The 15,319-nt window shown below is 73.5% G+C and carries 13 protein-coding genes; 3 read left to right on the top strand and 10 right to left on the bottom strand.

Features of this window, described 5'->3' with window-relative positions:
• Window positions 1-322: 322 nt before the first annotated feature.
• The 3 genes from GC157_12125 to GC157_12115 form a co-directional block, all read right to left on the bottom strand.
• Complete coding sequence (locus GC157_12125; protein MBI1378214.1) at window positions 323-898, bottom strand: hypothetical protein; 576 nt, start codon at window positions 896-898, stop codon at window positions 323-325.
• Window positions 899-1,587: 689 nt separating this feature from the next.
• On the bottom strand, window positions 1,588-2,922 hold the full coding sequence (locus tag GC157_12120) for an AAA family ATPase (protein MBI1378213.1): 1,335 nt from the start codon (window positions 2,920-2,922) through the stop codon (window positions 1,588-1,590).
• Between the two features lie 181 nt (window positions 2,923-3,103).
• Window positions 3,104-3,865 carry an isoprenyl transferase gene (locus GC157_12115; protein MBI1378212.1) on the bottom strand — a complete coding sequence of 254 codons (762 nt, stop codon included), beginning with the start codon at window positions 3,863-3,865 and terminating at the stop codon, window positions 3,104-3,106.
• 165 nt (window positions 3,866-4,030) lie between these two features.
• Between GC157_12115 and GC157_12110 the strand changes: the two genes are divergently transcribed.
• Entirely contained in the window at window positions 4,031-4,720 is a 690-nt protein-coding gene (locus GC157_12110; protein ID MBI1378211.1) for a hemolysin III family protein, read from the top strand.
• A 73-nt stretch (window positions 4,721-4,793) separates the two neighbouring features.
• Here the strand turns inward: GC157_12110 and GC157_12105 are convergent, their stop codons facing one another.
• The 4 genes from GC157_12105 to GC157_12090 all read right to left on the bottom strand — a co-directional run bounded on the left by GC157_12105 (window position 4,794) and on the right by GC157_12090 (window position 8,659).
• On the bottom strand, window positions 4,794-5,306 hold the full coding sequence (locus tag GC157_12105) for a hypothetical protein (GenBank protein MBI1378210.1): 513 nt from the start codon (window positions 5,304-5,306) through the stop codon (window positions 4,794-4,796).
• A 45-nt stretch (window positions 5,307-5,351) separates the two neighbouring features.
• Entirely contained in the window at window positions 5,352-7,379 is a 2,028-nt protein-coding gene (locus GC157_12100; GenBank protein ID MBI1378209.1) for a DUF255 domain-containing protein, read from the bottom strand.
• Between the two features lie 99 nt (window positions 7,380-7,478).
• Window positions 7,479-7,982: a DUF664 domain-containing protein gene (locus GC157_12095; protein MBI1378208.1), complete on the bottom strand. Its 504-nt coding sequence runs from the start codon at window positions 7,980-7,982 to the stop codon at window positions 7,479-7,481.
• Window positions 7,983-7,999: 17 nt separating this feature from the next.
• Complete coding sequence (locus tag GC157_12090; protein MBI1378207.1) at window positions 8,000-8,659, bottom strand: TetR family transcriptional regulator; 660 nt, start codon at window positions 8,657-8,659, stop codon at window positions 8,000-8,002.
• A 115-nt stretch (window positions 8,660-8,774) separates the two neighbouring features.
• On the opposite strand from GC157_12090, the gene GC157_12085 reads away from it, so the two are divergent.
• The gene (locus tag GC157_12085) at window positions 8,775-10,343 is read left to right on the top strand and encodes an MFS transporter (GenBank protein MBI1378206.1); all 1,569 of its coding nucleotides are present in this window, start codon (window positions 8,775-8,777) and stop codon (window positions 10,341-10,343) included.
• A 22-nt stretch (window positions 10,344-10,365) separates the two neighbouring features.
• Here GC157_12085 and GC157_12080 read toward each other — a convergent pair whose 3' ends face one another.
• The 3 genes from GC157_12080 to cysD are packed head-to-tail and all read right to left on the bottom strand — an operon-like array spanning window position 10,366 to window position 13,993.
• A complete protein-coding gene (locus GC157_12080; GenBank protein MBI1378205.1) occupies window positions 10,366-11,271 on the bottom strand; it encodes a TSUP family transporter in 906 nt (301 codons plus the stop codon).
• The gene (gene cysC / locus GC157_12075) at window positions 11,268-13,109 is read right to left on the bottom strand and encodes an adenylyl-sulfate kinase (protein ID MBI1378204.1); all 1,842 of its coding nucleotides are present in this window, start codon (window positions 13,107-13,109) and stop codon (window positions 11,268-11,270) included. The genes GC157_12080 and cysC overlap by 4 nt, the downstream gene beginning before the upstream one ends.
• Entirely contained in the window at window positions 13,109-13,993 is an 885-nt protein-coding gene (gene cysD / locus GC157_12070) for a sulfate adenylyltransferase subunit CysD (protein MBI1378203.1), read from the bottom strand. The genes cysC and cysD overlap by 1 nt, the downstream gene beginning before the upstream one ends.
• A 188-nt stretch (window positions 13,994-14,181) precedes the next feature.
• Between cysD and GC157_12065 the strand changes: the two genes are divergently transcribed.
• On the top strand, window positions 14,182-15,318 hold the full coding sequence (locus GC157_12065) for a hypothetical protein (protein MBI1378202.1): 1,137 nt from the start codon (window positions 14,182-14,184) through the stop codon (window positions 15,316-15,318).
• Window position 15,319 lies beyond the last annotated feature (1 nt).

Raw genomic sequence — 15,319 nt, 5'->3', positions numbered from 1 at the left:
GCGGGGTCGGGTCGCCTGGCTCGCAGGGATCAAGCCTGACCGCCCGGAGAGACAGGCGACCCGACCCCGCGCCCCCGGCAACGTCGGCACGTGCACTCAGACGCAGCGACCAACGCAACAGCTCGCACGACAAGGCCCAGGCGTCACGAGCGGGGTCGGGTCGCCTGGCTCGCAGGGATCAAGCCTGACCGCCCGGAGAGACAGGCGACCCGACCCCGCGCCCTCGCGAACGTCGGCCCGGCTCGCAGGGATCACGCCTGACCGCCCGGAGAGACGGGCGACCCGACCCCGCACCTGAGCGAGCGCCGGGAGAGGCGGAAGGTCAGTACCAGCCGTGGCGCAGGAAGTGCGCCCACGCGGCCGTCGGCGTGCCGTAGCGGCCGGCGATGTACATCAGACCCCACTTGATCTGCGTGATGGGGTTGGTGCGCCAGTCGGCGGCGATCTTCGCCATCTTCGATCCGGGCAGCGCCTGCGGGATGCCGTGCGCGCCCGAGTAGTTGTTGTGCGCCTTGTAGTTCCAGTGGCTCTCGTGGTCCCACAGCTTGACCAGCGCCTGGAACTGCGCCGTGGAGGTCCATCCCCGCTTGGCCATGAGCTTGCGCGCCCACCACTGGCTGTAGTCCCGGGTGCCGAAGGAGTACGGCGCCACGGTGCTCGCCTTGGCACGGGTCGGCTTCGGGACGGCGCCGGGACGGTGCTGGGCGCTGGCGCCGACGGCGGAGCTGCCGGCGGCGGCGAGCGCCCCGGCCCTGGCCGCGTCGTTGACGACCTGGGGGGACACCGAGGAGCTCGCGGCGAAGGCCTCGACCGACACCTGGGAGGGCCCGAACGCCGCGGCGGCGCTGACGGCCACCGTTCCGATGGCCACCACCGCCGCGCGACGCGGGGTGCTCATGGTCGTGCGGGACGCTCTCACCTCGAGCCCTTCAGGTCGGCAGGGGCGCGCCCGGCGCCCTGCGATCACGACCCCCGGGGCGAACGGCGTCGGGCGCTCGATCGACGGATCGACGGCCCCACCCCACCGTGCATCCCACCGAGGCCGACGTACGGCCACAGGGACGAAGGGCCCGCCCGACCCCGGACGGGGGTCGACAACGCCGACCACCCTGCCGGGCTCCTCCCACGACGAGCGACCTCGACCGCCACTGCTCATGTCGGGGTCGAGGCCTTGTCCACAGGGCTTTCCGCACGTACCCGGGCACACCGGACACGCTCTGTGACGTGGGCCACAGGACAGACGGGTGACGGAGTGTCGGTCGACGAGGCCGCTGCGCGTCATGGACGGGGCCTGTGAGGCGCCCGAGGGAGCCGCTTGCGCAGGTCGTCGGGAGGCCCGGTCCGGGCGTGCGCGCATCGTGGCACAGCACCGTCCATGATCGCCAGTTCGACACGCCGGGTCGCCGATCATGAAACCCGTTGCGCCCCAAGCGATTACGGCTTCTTCAGCTGAACAGCACCGTGACGCACTCGTGATGAGCCGCGACGCGGCGGCTCCGGGCCGTGGTCTGACGCCGCGAACAGAGAGGCCCGGAAGTCCTTGTGGGGCAGGGACTTCCGGGCCTCGTCAGAGCCGCGACGGGGTGCTCAGACGGGCAGGTCCTCGAGCATCTCGGTGACGAGAGCGGCGATCGGGCTGCGCTCGCTGCGCGTGAGCGTGATGTGGGCGAACAGCGGGTGCCCCTTGAGCTTCTCGGTGACCGCGACGACGCCGTCGTGGCGGCCCACGCGGAGGTTGTCGCGCTGGGCGATGTCGTGGGTGAGGACCACGCGCGAGTCGCGCCCGATGCGCGAGAGCACGGTGAGCAGCACGTTGCGCTCGAGCGACTGGGCCTCGTCGACGATGACGAACGCGTCGTGCAGGGAGCGTCCGCGGATGTGGGTGAGCGGCAGCACCTCGAGCATGCCGCGGTCGACGATCTCCTCGACGACCTCTTGCGTCGTCAGTGCGCCCAGCGTGTCGAAGACGGCCTGGCCCCAGGGAGACATCTTCTCGCCCTCGTTGCCCGGCAGGTAGCCGAGCTCCTGGCCGCCCACGGCGTACAACGGGCGGAACACGATGACCTTGCGGTGCTGGCGGCGCTCGAGCACCGCTTCGAGTCCGGCGCAGAGGGCGAGCGCGGACTTGCCCGTGCCGGCGCGACCGCCGAGCGACACGATGCCGACGTCGGGGTCGAGCAGGAGGTCGAGCGCCACGCGCTGCTCGGCGCTGCGGCCGTGCAGCCCGAACGCCTCACGGTCGCCCCTCACGAGACGGATCTGCTTGTCCGCGGTCACCCGAGCCAGCGCGCTGCCGCGCTCGGACACGAGCACCAGGCCCGTGTGGCACGGCAGCTCGCGCGCCGCGTCGAGGTCGATGCGGTCCTCCTCGTAGAGCCGGTCGACGTCGGAGCCCGCGACGTCGAGCTCGGCCATGCCGGTCCAGCCGCTCTCGACCGCGAGCTCCGCGCGGTACTCCTCCGCCGTCAGCCCGACCGAGGACGCCTTGACCCGCATCGGGAGGTCCTTGCTCACCAGGACCACGTCGTGGCCGTCGGCGGCGAGGTTGCGGGCGACGGCGAGGATGCGCGTGTCGTTGTCGCCGAGCTGGAAGCCGCTGGGCAGCACCGAGGTGTCCGTGTGGTTGAGCTCGACCCTCAGCGTGCCGCCGAGGTCGCCCACCGGGATGGGGTGGTCGAGCCGGCCGTGCTCGACGCGCAGGTCGTCGAGCAGCCGCAGCGCCTGGCGCGCGAAGTACCCCAGCTCGGGATGCGCCCGTTTGGCCTCGAGCTCGACGACGACGACGACCGGGACCACGACCTCGTGCTCGGCGAAGCGCAGCAGGGCGTGGGGGTCGGACAGCAGCACCGACGTGTCGAGCACGTACGTGCGGACCTCGGTGCCGGCTGCGGCGGACGTCGTACGGCGACGAGCGTTGGGCACAAGGGCCTCCCCTGGTGCGGGCCGGCCGGGCACCGGCCCGAATGCCAGCACGCTAGGCCCAGGCCCGAGCCCGCCCGGGGCGCCACGCCGTCCGCTGGGTGAACAGTCGGGAACGCCCGCGGGCACAGCACCTTCCGGGGCGGGACCGCGAGTCCCGACGTGCGGGACGACGTCGCGGCGCTCAGGCGCCGAAGCGGCGGCCGCGCGCGGCGTAGGACCGCAGCGCGCGCAGGAAGTCCACCTTGCGGAAGTCGGGCCAGTAGGCCTCGCAGAAGTAGAACTCCGAGTGCGCCGACTGCCACAGCAGGAACCCGGACAGCCGCTGCTCGCCCGAGGTCCTGATCACCAGGTCGGGGTCGGGCTGGCCCGCGGTGTAGAGGTGCTCGGCGATGTGCTCGACGTCGAGCACCGTCGCGAGGTCGTCGAGCGTGGTGCCCTTGCTGGCGGCGTCGGCGAGCAGGGCGCGCACGGCGTCCACGACCTCGCGGCGCCCGCCGTAGCCCACCGCGACGTTCACCAGGAGCCCGGTGCGCGCCGCGGTGTCGGACTCGGCCTTCTTCAGCACGGCCGCGGTCTGCGCCGGCAGGAGGTCCGTGGCGCCCACCGGGTGGACCCGCCACTCGCCCTGCGCGGCCAGGGTCTCGACGGTCTCCTCGATGATGCGCAGCAGCGGCTCGAGCTCCTCCGTGGGACGCGCGAGGTTGTCCGTCGACAGCAGCCACAGCGTGACGACCTCGACGCCGGCCTCGTCGCACCACCCGAGGAACTCCTCGATGCGGCGGGCGCCGGCCTGGTGCCCGTGCGCCGTGGTGGACCGCTGCGTGGCCGCCCACCGCCGGTTGCCGTCGAGGATCACGCCCACGTGACGAGGCACGCGGGCCGGGTCGAGCGAGGCCGCGATGCGGCGCTCGTAGACGCCGTAGACGAGGTCGGTCAGACCCACGGAACCTCCCTCGTCCCGACGCCGGCCGGACCGGCCGTCGCCCTGGCGCGAGGGTACCTTCCACCCCCGCGGGCACCGCGTCGACCGGACCTCTCAGCGACCATCCGCGCTCCCGCGCCACGCCGGCTGGACAAACCTACGGTTGCGTAAGTTACTCTCGCGTACATGACCGAGCGCAGCATCGAGGAGCCGGACCTGGCCGCCGTGGCCGCCTCCGAGCCGACGGCGCCCAAGCCGCGGCTGCGCGGGTGGCTGCACGCCGGCATGGCTCCGGTGGCCCTCGTCGCGTCGATCGTGCTGGTGGTGCTCGCACCGGCGGGCTACCGGTGGGCCGCCGCGGTCTACGGCGCCTCGGCGGTGCTGCTGTTCTCCGTCAGCGCGACGTACCACCGCATCCACTGGGGGCCACGGGTGTCGCGAGCCCTCAAGCGGCTCGACCACTCGAACATCTTCCTCATCATCGCCGGCAGCTACACGCCGTTCGCCGTGGCGCTGCTCCCGCCCGACCAGGCCCGCACGCTGCTGCTCGTCGTGTGGGGCGGAGCGCTGGCCGGTGTGGCGTTCCGGGTCCTGTGGGTCGGTGCGCCGCGCTGGCTCTACACCCCGCTCTACATCGCCCTGGGCTGGGTGGCGGTGTTCTACCTGCCTGCCTTCTGGGAGGCGGCCGGACCGGCTGTGGTGGTGCTGCTCGCCGCCGGCGGGCTGTGCTACTCGATGGGTGGCGTCGTCTACGCGCTCAAGCGCCCGGACCCGAGCCCGGACTGGTTCGGCTTCCACGAGATCTTCCACGCGTTCACGGTCGCGGGGTTCGTGCTCCAGTACGTCGCCGTGAGCATCGTGCTCTACACCGCCTGAACCGCCGGAGGGGCCGCCCGCGTCGACGTCGACGGGACGGCCCCTCCGGGCGCGTGCGGCAGGTTCGCGCCGCTCAGGCGGACGGGCCCTGCGACCGCACCCGCTCCACCTCCGACATGGCCTCGCGCAGCGCGCCGAGCCACTCGTCGGTGTTGCGGCCGACGAGCTTCACGCACCACGCCAGCGCCTCGGACCTCGACCGCGCCACACCGGCGTCGACGAGGGTGTCGAGGACGCCGCGCTCGGGCTGGCGCAGCCTCGTCATCACCGGCACGGACAGCGTGGTGAACAGCACGCGGTCCTCGCCGACGCTCACCCCCCAGGCCACCTTGCGGCCCGTGCGGTGCTCGAGCTCGCGCGCGATCTCGATGCGGTGCTCGCGGGTGTCCTCGCGGAAGCCGGTGACCCGGCCCCGGATGGCCGCCGCGCGCTCGGCGTCGGACGCCGAGTCCGCCAGGTCGGGCACGCGCAGCGCCCCGACGACGGTGATCTCCTCGCGGTCCACGGTCACCTCGGGGGTGCCGTCGAACCACTCCTGCGGGAGCCGGCCGGTCAGCCAGCCCCGGATCTCCTCTGCTGTGCTCATGGCGAGAGGATTACATGATTACGGTCTTGCAGCCAGGTGCTCCGCTCACGGCGTAGCCGGGCTCGGTGCCAAGGCGGCGGTCAGGGCCTGCGCCCCGGTCACCGGCCGGTCGCACACGAAGTGGCGGCACACGTAGGCGGCCGCCGCGCCGTCGACCTCGGTGCGACCCTCCAGCAGAGGGTGAGGGTCTCCGGGCTCGCCCACCACGATCACCGCGCCGGGTGCCGGGCTGCGCCAGGCGGCCGCCCGCAGGGCGTCGCGGCCCGGCCCCGCCCGCCCCACGACGGCCACCTCGCGCGGGCCGTCGAGCCAGGCCTCGGCGACCGCCATCCCCCAGCCGGCGAAGCGCGGGTGGGTGCCGGCGAGCGCGACCAGGGGGGCCAGCGACTCCTCGGCCGCGCTGCGGTGACGCTCGGAGCCGGTGAGCGCGGCGAAGGTGAGCAGCGCCCCGGTCGCCGAGGACCAGCCGGACGGCGTCGCGTTGTCGGTCGGGTCCTGGGGCCGCACGACGAGCGACTCGGCGCCCTCCCCGGTGTCGAAGAAGCCGCCCGAGGCGTGGTCGCGGAACCGGTGCAGCACCTCGTCGAGCAGCAGCCCCGCCCGCTCGAGCCAGGCCGGCGACGAGGTCACCTGGTGCAGGGCGAGGAAGCCCTCCGCCATGCCGGCGAGGTCGTCGAGGACGGCGTCGTGCCCGCCCGCGCGGCCCGCGCGAGAGACGCGCAGGAACCGACCTGCGGGTGTGCGGTGCAGGGTCCACAGCAGCTCGGCCGCCTCCTGCGCGGCGCGCACCCAGCGCGGCTCCCCCGCCAGCTCGCCGGCCTCGGCGAGGGCGGCGACCGCCCAGCCGTTCCACGCCGCGACCACCTTGTCGTCGCGCGCGGGCTGCGGCCGCGCGGCGCGCTCCTCGAGCAGCCGGCCGCGCACGCCCTCCCACCATGCCGGATCGACGGGATCGCGGCGCAGCTGGAGGACGGAGGTGCCGTGCTCGAAGGTGCCGCTCGCGGTGACGCCGAGCAGGTCCGCGGCGCGGGCGCCGTCCTGCGCGCCGAGCACGTCGTCGAGCTGCTGCGGCGTCCAGACGTACGTCGTGCCCTCCGCGCCGTCGGCGTCGGCGTCGAGCGCGGAGGCGAAGCCGCCCTCCGCGGTGCGCAGGTCGCGCAGCAGGAACTCGGCCACCTCGCGCACGACGCGCTGGGCGGTGGTGTCGCCGGTGGCCCGCCACAGGTGCGCGTACACCCGCAGCAGGAGCGCGTTGTCGTAGAGCATCTTCTCGAAGTGCGGCACGACCCAGCCGGCGTCGACCGAGTACCTCGCGAAGCCGCCGGCGAGCTGGTCGTACATCCCGCCGCGCGCCATCGCGTCGCACGTGCCCTGCACCATCGCCAGCGCCCGCGGGTCGCCTGTGCGGGCGTGGTGGCGCAGCAGCGCCTCGAGCACCATCGACGGCGGGAACTTGGGGGCGCCGCCGAACCCGCCGCGGACGGCGTCGTACTGCCCGGCGAGGACGTCGACGCCGGAGTCGAGCGCCTCGGCCACCGGGTCCGGCGCGACCGCCGAGCCCTCGGGCACGGCCGCCTGGTCGCGCAGCGCCGCGGCGATGCGCGAGCCGGCCTCGAGGACGCGGGCACGGTCCTCGCGCCAGGTGCGCGAGATCGCCTCCAGCAGCTGGGCGAACGAGGGCAGGCCGTGACGGGGCTGCGGCGGGTAGTAGGTGCCCGCGTAGAACGGGCTGCCGTCGTGGGCGAGGAACGCCGTCATCGGCCAGCCGCCCTGCCCGGTCAGCGCCTGCGTCGCGCTCATGTAGACCGCGTCGACGTCGGGCCGCTCCTCGCGGTCGACCTTGACGGCGACGAAGTGGGCGTTGAGGTAGGCCGCCACCTGGGCGTCCTCGAAGGACTCGTGCGCCATCACGTGGCACCAGTGGCAGGCGGCGTACCCGACCGACAGCAGGATCGGCACGTCCCGTCGACGCGCCTCCTCGAACGCCTCCGGGCCCCACTCCTGCCAGTCGACGGGATTGTCCTTGTGCTGGAGGAGGTACGGGCTCGAGGCCCCGGCCAACCGGTTCGCCACGCCAGCCTCGCTCTCGCTCGCGGTTCGTCCTGCCAGCCTCGCACAGCCGTCGTGGGGCGCATCCCGGGCGCGCGGTGCGCGCGGCGACGGGGGACGACGTCAGGCGTCGGGGCCGTCGGCGGCGAGGATCTGCTCGCGCAGGATGTCGCCGTGGCCCGCGTGGCGCGCGAGCTCCTCGATCATGTGCGCGTACACCCAGCGGACCGTGAGCGGGCCGCGCCGGTTGTGCAGCGCCAGGTCGTCCAGCCCGTACTCCTCAGCCACACGGTCGGACTCCGCGCGCGCCGCCGCCAGCTCGTCGAGCAGCGACGCCACCGTGTCGGAGTCCTCGAGCACCCAGCTGTCGTCGGCGTCCTCGGGCAGGCCGAGCTCGGCGCGGGTGCGGCCGGCCAGCGACACCTGGAACCAGGCCTTCTCGACGAAGACGCAGTGCTTCACGATCGCGGCGAGCGTGGTGCGCGACGGCACGAGCCGGCGACGCGCCTGCTCCTCGGTCATCCCGTCGAGCAGCGCGGCCACCTCGTCCCGGTTGTCGTCGAGGAACGCCTGGAGCTGCCGGCGCTCGTCGCCGACGAGGGTGGACTCGGTGCGCGAGGTCTCCATGCGCCGAGTGTCCCCTGTCAGCGGCGGGTGCGGGCGGCCGGTGCCGTCGTCCGGCCGCGGCGGGCCCGCGGCGGCGCGCCGGCGTCCTGGAGGTCGCCGTAGAGGAAGTGGCGCACCACCGGGGTGATCGCGGTGACGACGTCCTGCGTGGCGAGCCCGGCGAGCGGCTCGACGCCGACGATGCGCCGGGCCATGAGCAGCCCCACCACCTGGGAGCCGACCAGCGACACGCGGCGCTCGGCGTCCTCGCCCTCGAGCAGGGCCGCCACCGGGGCGAGCATGCGGCTCACGATCAGCCCGCGCGCCAGGACCGCGGCGTCCTCGTCGGACGCCGCGGACCGCACGATCCCGGCCATCACACGTCCGGTCTCGTCGGAGTCGACCAGCCCGACGAGGAAGGCGGCGATCGCGGCGGCCGGGTCCGCGGCGTCGCGCAGGATCGGCCCGATGCTGGTGGCCGGGTCCACCGGCGGCTCGACCACCTCGAGGAAGAGCCGCTGCTTGGTGCCGAAGTAGTGGGTCACCAGGCGGGAGTCGACGCCGGCGCGCTCGGCGATGCCGCGCACGGTGGTGCGGTCGTAGCCGCCCTCGGCGAAGGCGCTGCGCGCGGCGTCGAGGATCGCCGCGCGCGTACCCGGGCTCCCGGGCCGTCGCCCCGGACGCGAACGGCCGGTCATCGCCACCTCCTGACCCGTCACCCTAGGCGTCCCGCAGGGCGTGTCGCGGCGAGGGTTGACGGCGCTCTCACGCAGCCCTACCTTAATTCCACATCCGTGGAATTAGGAGCCTGCCATGCCCGACCAGCTCATCACCGACCCGCGCCGGCGACGGCTCGTCCTCGTGGTGGTCGCACTCGCGCTCATGATGGTGGTCTCGGCCGTGAGCGGGCTCAACGTCGCGCTCCCCGACCTCGCCGTGGCCACCGGCGCCACGCAGACCCAGCTCCAGTGGATCGTGGACGCCTACACCGTGGTGTTCGCGGGGCTGCTGCTGTTCGCCGGCGCGGTGGGCGACCGGTACGGCCGGCGCGGCACCCTGGTGGCCGGGCTCGTCGTGTTCGGCGCCGCGGCCGCGGTCGCGCTCGTCACCACGGACCCGCAGACGATCATCGCCGTGCGCGCCGTCATGGGCGTGGGCGCGGCGCTCACCATGCCGACGACGCTGTCGATCATCACGACGAGCTTCCCCGAGGAGGAGCGCGGCCGCGCCGTCGGGCTGTGGGTCGGCGTCGCCGGCGGCGGCGCCGTGCTCGGGCTGTTCGCGTCCGGCCTGCTGCTGCAGTGGTTCTCGTGGAGCTCGTTCTTCGCGCTCAACGTGACGCTGGCGGTGCTCGCGCTCGCCGGCACGCTCGCCTTCGTCCCGGGCTCGCGCGACGACCACCCGCCGGCGCTCGACGCCCTCAGCGCGCTGCTGTCGCTCATCGGCGTCTCCGGCCTGGTCTTCGGCATCATCGAGGGACCCACCCAGGGCTGGGGCGACCCGATGGTCGTCGGGGCGCTCGTCGTCGGCGTCGTCGCGCTGGCGCTGTTCGTGCTGCGCGAGCTGCGCAAGGACTCCCCCATGCTCGACCCGCGCCTGTTCACGCTCCGGGGGTTCGGCACCGGGTCGGCATCGCTGACCGTTCAGTTCTTCGCCGCGTTCGGGTTCTTCTTCATCACGCTGCAGTACCTGCAGTTCGTGGTGGGCCTGTCGCCGCTGATGTCCGCGGTGTGCCTGCTGCCCCTCCCGTTCGTGCTCATCCCGCTGGCCCGCCAGGCGCCGCGCCTCGCCGACCGCTTCGGCTTCCGCCGCATCGCGTCGCTGGGCCTGGTGAGCATGGCGATCGGCTTCCTGGTGATCTCCCGGATCCAGGTCGACCTCGCGTACTGGCTGTTCGCGATCGGGCTGGTCTTCTTCGCTATCGGCATGGCCCTGGCTGCCACGCCCGCCACCACGGCCATCGTCCGGTCGCTGCCCGCGGCGAAGCAGGGCGTGGCCTCGGCCGTCAACGACACCTCGCGGGAGTTCGGCAGCGCCATCGGGATCGCCGTGCTGGGCAGCGTGCTCAACTCCGCCTACCGCAGCGGCATGACCGACGCCGTGGCCGGGCTGCCCGACCGCCTCGCGCAGGCAGCCCTCGACTCCGTGGCGTTCGTCTCCTACGCGCCCCTCGACCAGCTCGGCCCGCGCGGCGCCGCCCTCGCCGCCGCGGCGAAGCAGTCGTTCGTCGACGGCGTCTCCGCGGCGGTGGTCGTCGGCTCGGTCGTGCTGCTCGTGGCCGCCGCGTTCGTGGCGTGGCGCGGCACCGACGGGAGCAACGACGCCGGCGACGGAGCGGACGCCGCGGAGGCGGCGGCACCGGGACGGCACACGACGGGGTGAGCCCCGCGGTGCCGTCGTCCGATCAGTGCGAGGCGCTGGGCACGCTGCCGCGCTGCCGACGCTCGGCGACCACCCGGGCCAGCAGCACGGCCACGCCCACCACGGCGATCGCGCCGCAGATCGCGGTGGGCACGCCGAGCAGCTTCAGCGCGGTGGCCGCGAGCACCACCATGAGCAGGTGGCGCAGCGCCAGACCGTCGTAGCGCGACGACAGCCGCGCGCCGAAGAACACGCCCGGCACCTGGCCCACGAGCAGCGCCAGCGTGATGCGCCAGTCGACGACGCCGAGGCTCGCGTGCGCGATCGCGCCCGCCACGAGCATCGGCACCGCCTGGAGCAGGTCGGTGCCGACGAGCACGGACGGTCGCAGCAGGGGGTACATGAGCAGCAGCGACGTCACGATGAGCGAGCCCGAGCCCACCGACGTGATGCCCACGAGCACGCCGACCACGAGGCCGAGCAGCGTGGTGAGCACCCGCTTCACCGGGGCGTGCGGGCCGGTGAGCACCTCGTCCGGCACGTCCATGGCGGCGCTGCGACGGCGCAGGAAGGTGCGCGCCACCATGGCGACCAGCGCCGCGATGAGCACCCACCCGATGATGGTCTTGAGCGTGTCGGCCGACGACGCCTCGGAGAACGCGCGCGAGAACACCAGCGTGCCGAGCAGCACGCCCGGCACCGAGCCCACCGACAGCCACAGCGCCAGGCCCCAGTGCGGGGTGCCCCGACGGATGTGCACGAGCGAGCCGACCGGCTTCACCACGGCGCTGGCGACCACGTCGCTCGAGACCGCGGCGGCGGCCGGCACCCCGAACCCCAGGACCAGCAACGGGGTCACGAGGACGGCGCCGCCCATCCCGGTGAGGCCGACCATCATCCCGGCGACGAGACCACCGAGCGCCAGGAGGACGTCGTACCACTCGATCATGAGTCGCCGGACGCGAGCACCGCCGCGACGACCGCCTCCACGCTGCGCTCGACGTCACCGGTGCCGCTCACCACGAGCTCGGGGTCGAGCGGGGGCTCGTAGTCCTGGCCGACACCGGACAGGTTGGGCAGCTCGCCGCCTGCGGCCTTGGCGTACAAGCCCTTCACGTCGCGCTCGCGGCAGACGTCGAGCGGCGTGTCGACGAACACCTCGACGAAGTCGCCGGCGTCGAACAGGTCGCGCGCGTTGCGCCGGTCGGAGCGGAACGGCGAGACCAGGGCCACGAGCACCACGACGCCGCTGCTCATCATGAGCTTGGCCACCTCGGCCACGCGACGGACGTTCTCGGCCCGGTCCTCCGGGGTGAACCCGAGGTCCTTGTTGAGCCCGGAGCGCACGTTGTCGCCGTCGAGGACGAAGGTGCGCACGCCCTGCGCGTGCAGGGCGCGCTCGGCGGCGTCGGCGATCGTCGACTTGCCCGAGCCCGACAGACCGGTGAGCCACACGACCTTGGCGTGGTGGCCGTTGAGCCGCTCGCGGGCGGAGCGGTCGACCTCGTAGGCGTGAGCCGTGACGTTGGACGACCGGCGCAGGGCGAAGCGCACCATGCCGCCGGCCACCGTGTCGGCTGAGAGCCGGTCGACGAGCACGAAACCGCCGGTGTGCCGGCTGAGCTGGTAGGGGTCGAGCGGGACCGGCCGGTCGGTGGCCATCTCGATGCGGCCGACCTCGTTGAGGGTCAGCACGCGCGCCGCGCCCTGACGGCCGTTCTCGACGTCGAGCTTGTGCCGCACCGCGGTGACCGTGACGGGGACGGTGATCGGCCCGCACACGAGCAGGTAGGAGCGGCCGTGCGCGAGCGGCTGCTCGCCCATCCACACGATGTCGGCGGAGAACCGGTCGGCCGGGACCGAGACGCCGGCGTGGCCCACGAGCACGTCGCCCCGGGCGACGTCGATCTCGGGCTCGAGCTCGAAGCACACCGCCTCGCCCGCCGTGACCGTCTCGCGGTCGCCGCCGAGCCAGGCGATGCGGGTGACCGTGGCGGTCTCGCCGCGGGTCGACACGACCAGCTTGTCGCCGACCGAGACGCTCCCGCTCGCCAGCGTGCCTGCGACGCCGCGGAACCCGGGGGCGCGCACGATGGTCTGCACCGGCAGGCGCACCTCGTCGTCGCCGACCTGGTCGGCGTCCGCGGCCTCGATCGACTCGAGCACCGTGGGGCCGCCGTACCACGTCATCGTGACGGAGCGGTCGATGACGTTGTCGCCGCCGAGCGCGCTCACCGGGACCACCTGCACCCGCGGGATCTCCAGGCGGGCGGCCGCGCCGGCGATGTCGCCGGCGATGCGGTCGTACACCTCGCGGTCGTAGCCGACGAGGTCGAGCTTGTTGACCGCGATCACGACGTGGCGCACGCCCATGAGCGCGCAGATCGTCAGGTGGCGGAAGGTCTGCCGGCGCACGCCGCGCTCGGCGTCCACGACGAGGACGGCGACGTCGGCGGTGGAGGCCGCGACCGCCATGTTGCGGGTGTACTGCTCGTGGCCCGGCGCGTCGGCGATCACCGCGCGGCGCCCCGACGGCAGCAGCAGGTGCCGGTAGGCGACGTCGATCGTGATCCCCTGCTCGCGCTCGGCCTCGAGGCCGTCGGTGAGCAGCGAGAAGTCGATCTCGCCGGCGGGGATCGTGGAGCCCGCGCGGCGCACCGTGCGCGCGGTGTGCAGCTGGTCCTCGGGGACGGAGCCGGTCTCGGCGAGCAGCCGGCCGATCAGCGTGGACTTGCCGTCGTCGACGCTGCCGCAGGCGACGACCCGGATGAGCGGTGCGAGTGCCATCAGAAGTAGCCCTCGACCTTCTTGGCCTCCATCGAGGCACCTCCGTCACCGTCGATGAGCCGGCCCGCGCGCTCGGACTCGTTGCTCGCCTCCATCTCGGCGATGACGGCGTCCAGCGTGTCGGCGTCGCTCTCGACCGCGGCGCTGAGCGGGTAGCAGCCCAGGGAGCGGAACCGCACCATGCGCATCTGGGGCTGCTCGCCCGGCTCGAGCGGCATGCGGTCGTCGTCGACGACGATGAGCGAGCCGTTGCGCACGACAGTGGGCCGCTCGGCGGCGAAGTACAGCGGGACGACGGGGAGCCCCTCGCGGCGCACGTAGCGCCACACGTCGAGCTCGGTCCAGTTCGACAGCGGGAACGTGCGCATCGTCTGGCCCTCGGCCAGCGTCGTGTTGACGGTGCGCCACAGCTCCGGCCGCTGCCGGCGCGGCTCCCAGCGGTGCCCGGGCATGCGGAGGCTGAAGATGCGCTCCTTGGCGCGGCTGCGCTCCTCGTCGCGGCGCGAGCCGCCGATCGCGGCGTCGAACCCGTGCTCGTCGAGGCCCGCGCGCAGCGTGACGGTCTTCATCAGCCGCGTGTACTCCTGCGCCCCGTGGGTGAACGGCGTCACACCCTCGGCGACCGCTTCGTGGTTGGTGGCCACGATGAGGTCGAGGTCGTACTCCTTGGCCATGCGGTCGCGGAAGATGATCATGTCCCGGAACTTCCACGTGGTGTCGACGTGCATCACGGGGAACGGGATCGGCCCTGGGTGGAACGCCTTGCGGGCCAGGTGCAGGAGCACCCCGGAGTCCTTGCCGATGCTGTAGAGCATCACGGGCTTGCGGAACGCCGCCGCCGTCTCGCGGAGAGCCCAGATCGCCTCGGCCTCGAGGGCGTCCAGGAGGTCAAGCACGCACCCACCCCTGACTCGTACGGGACATACAGGACATCGCCGGATCGCAGCAGCCGACGGGTCGCGGCGCGCGCAGCACAGGTTACCGGACCTCCGTGCCCTCGCCGGAACGCGCAACAGGGGGCGCGGCCGCTGGTACGGTCGACATTCCCCGAACGACGAGAGGCCTTTTCCACGTGACGCAGCGACTGGTCCTCCACGTGGGCCCCCTGAAGACCGGGACCACCTACCTGCAGGCCGGCTTCCAGCAGCGGCGGGACACCCTCGCCGAGCACGGCTGGCTCTACCCCGGCTCCGTCCTCAACCAGGAGAAGGCCTTCTTCGGCCTCATCGGCGGCGCGGTCCCCTGGGTCTCCCCCGAGCTCCAGGCCGAGAAGGCCGCGCAGGGCGAAGCGCTGATCTCGCAGGTCAACGCATGGGACGGCCCTGTTCTGGTGTCCGCCGAGGCGCTCTGCTCGGTCGTCGACGAGGACGTGAAGCGCGTCACGGACTTCTTCCCGGACCGCCCGGTGCGGGTGGTGGTCACCGGCCGCGACCTCGGCCGCCTGCTGCCCAGCCACATCACGCAGGTCTACAAGACCGGCAACGCCGAGGGCCTCACCCCGTTCCTCCAGCGCGTCACCGACCAGCGCCCCGGACGCGAGGGCGAGTTCTGGCGGATGCACGACCTGCCCGCGCTGGTGGCCCGCTGGCAGGCGCTCGACGTCGTCGACGAGGTGGTCCTCGTCACGCTGCCGAGGTCCGGCGGCTCCCCCGACGCGCTCTGGGCCCGGTTCGTCGAGGCCGCGGGCTGGACCGAGCCCGACCTCGTGGCCGCCCCCGAGGTGCCGCCGTCGGAGGCCAACCTGGCCCTGACCGGCCCGGAGACCCGCCTCGTCCGCACCCTCAACCTCGAGATGCGCCGGCAGGGCAAGGACTCCCGCTACGCCCGCCGCCTCATCAGCACGATCCTGCACGAGGGCCTGGCGAAGCGGGACCCGTCCGAGCGCGGCGAGCGCGTGCTGGTGCCCGCGTCCTGGCGCGAGACCCTCGAGGGCTGGGCCGAGGAGGACATCGCCGCGCTGCGCGGGATGGACCTGCGCGTCGTGGGGGACCTCGACGACCTACGGCCCCAGTCGATCGCGAAGGAGGACGTCGACGCCTCGGCGGTGACCCCGCAGGAGCAGGACAGCCTCCAGGCGGCGGCGGTCGCCCTGATAGCCGCGCACGACGACGCGCTCAATGCCTACAGCCGCCCCGTGCGCAACGTGATCGTGAAGCAGTCGGCCAGCAGCCTGACCACCCGCGTCAAGAGGCTGGTGCGCCGGCGCTGAG

Source organism: Frankiales bacterium, from assembly GCA_016125335.1.
In the GTDB taxonomy this organism is placed as follows: domain Bacteria; phylum Actinomycetota; class Actinomycetes; order S36-B12; family CAIYMF01; genus Longivirga.
The sequence above is the reverse complement of the archived record's forward strand: the minus strand, read 5'-3'. Positions and strand labels throughout refer to the sequence as shown.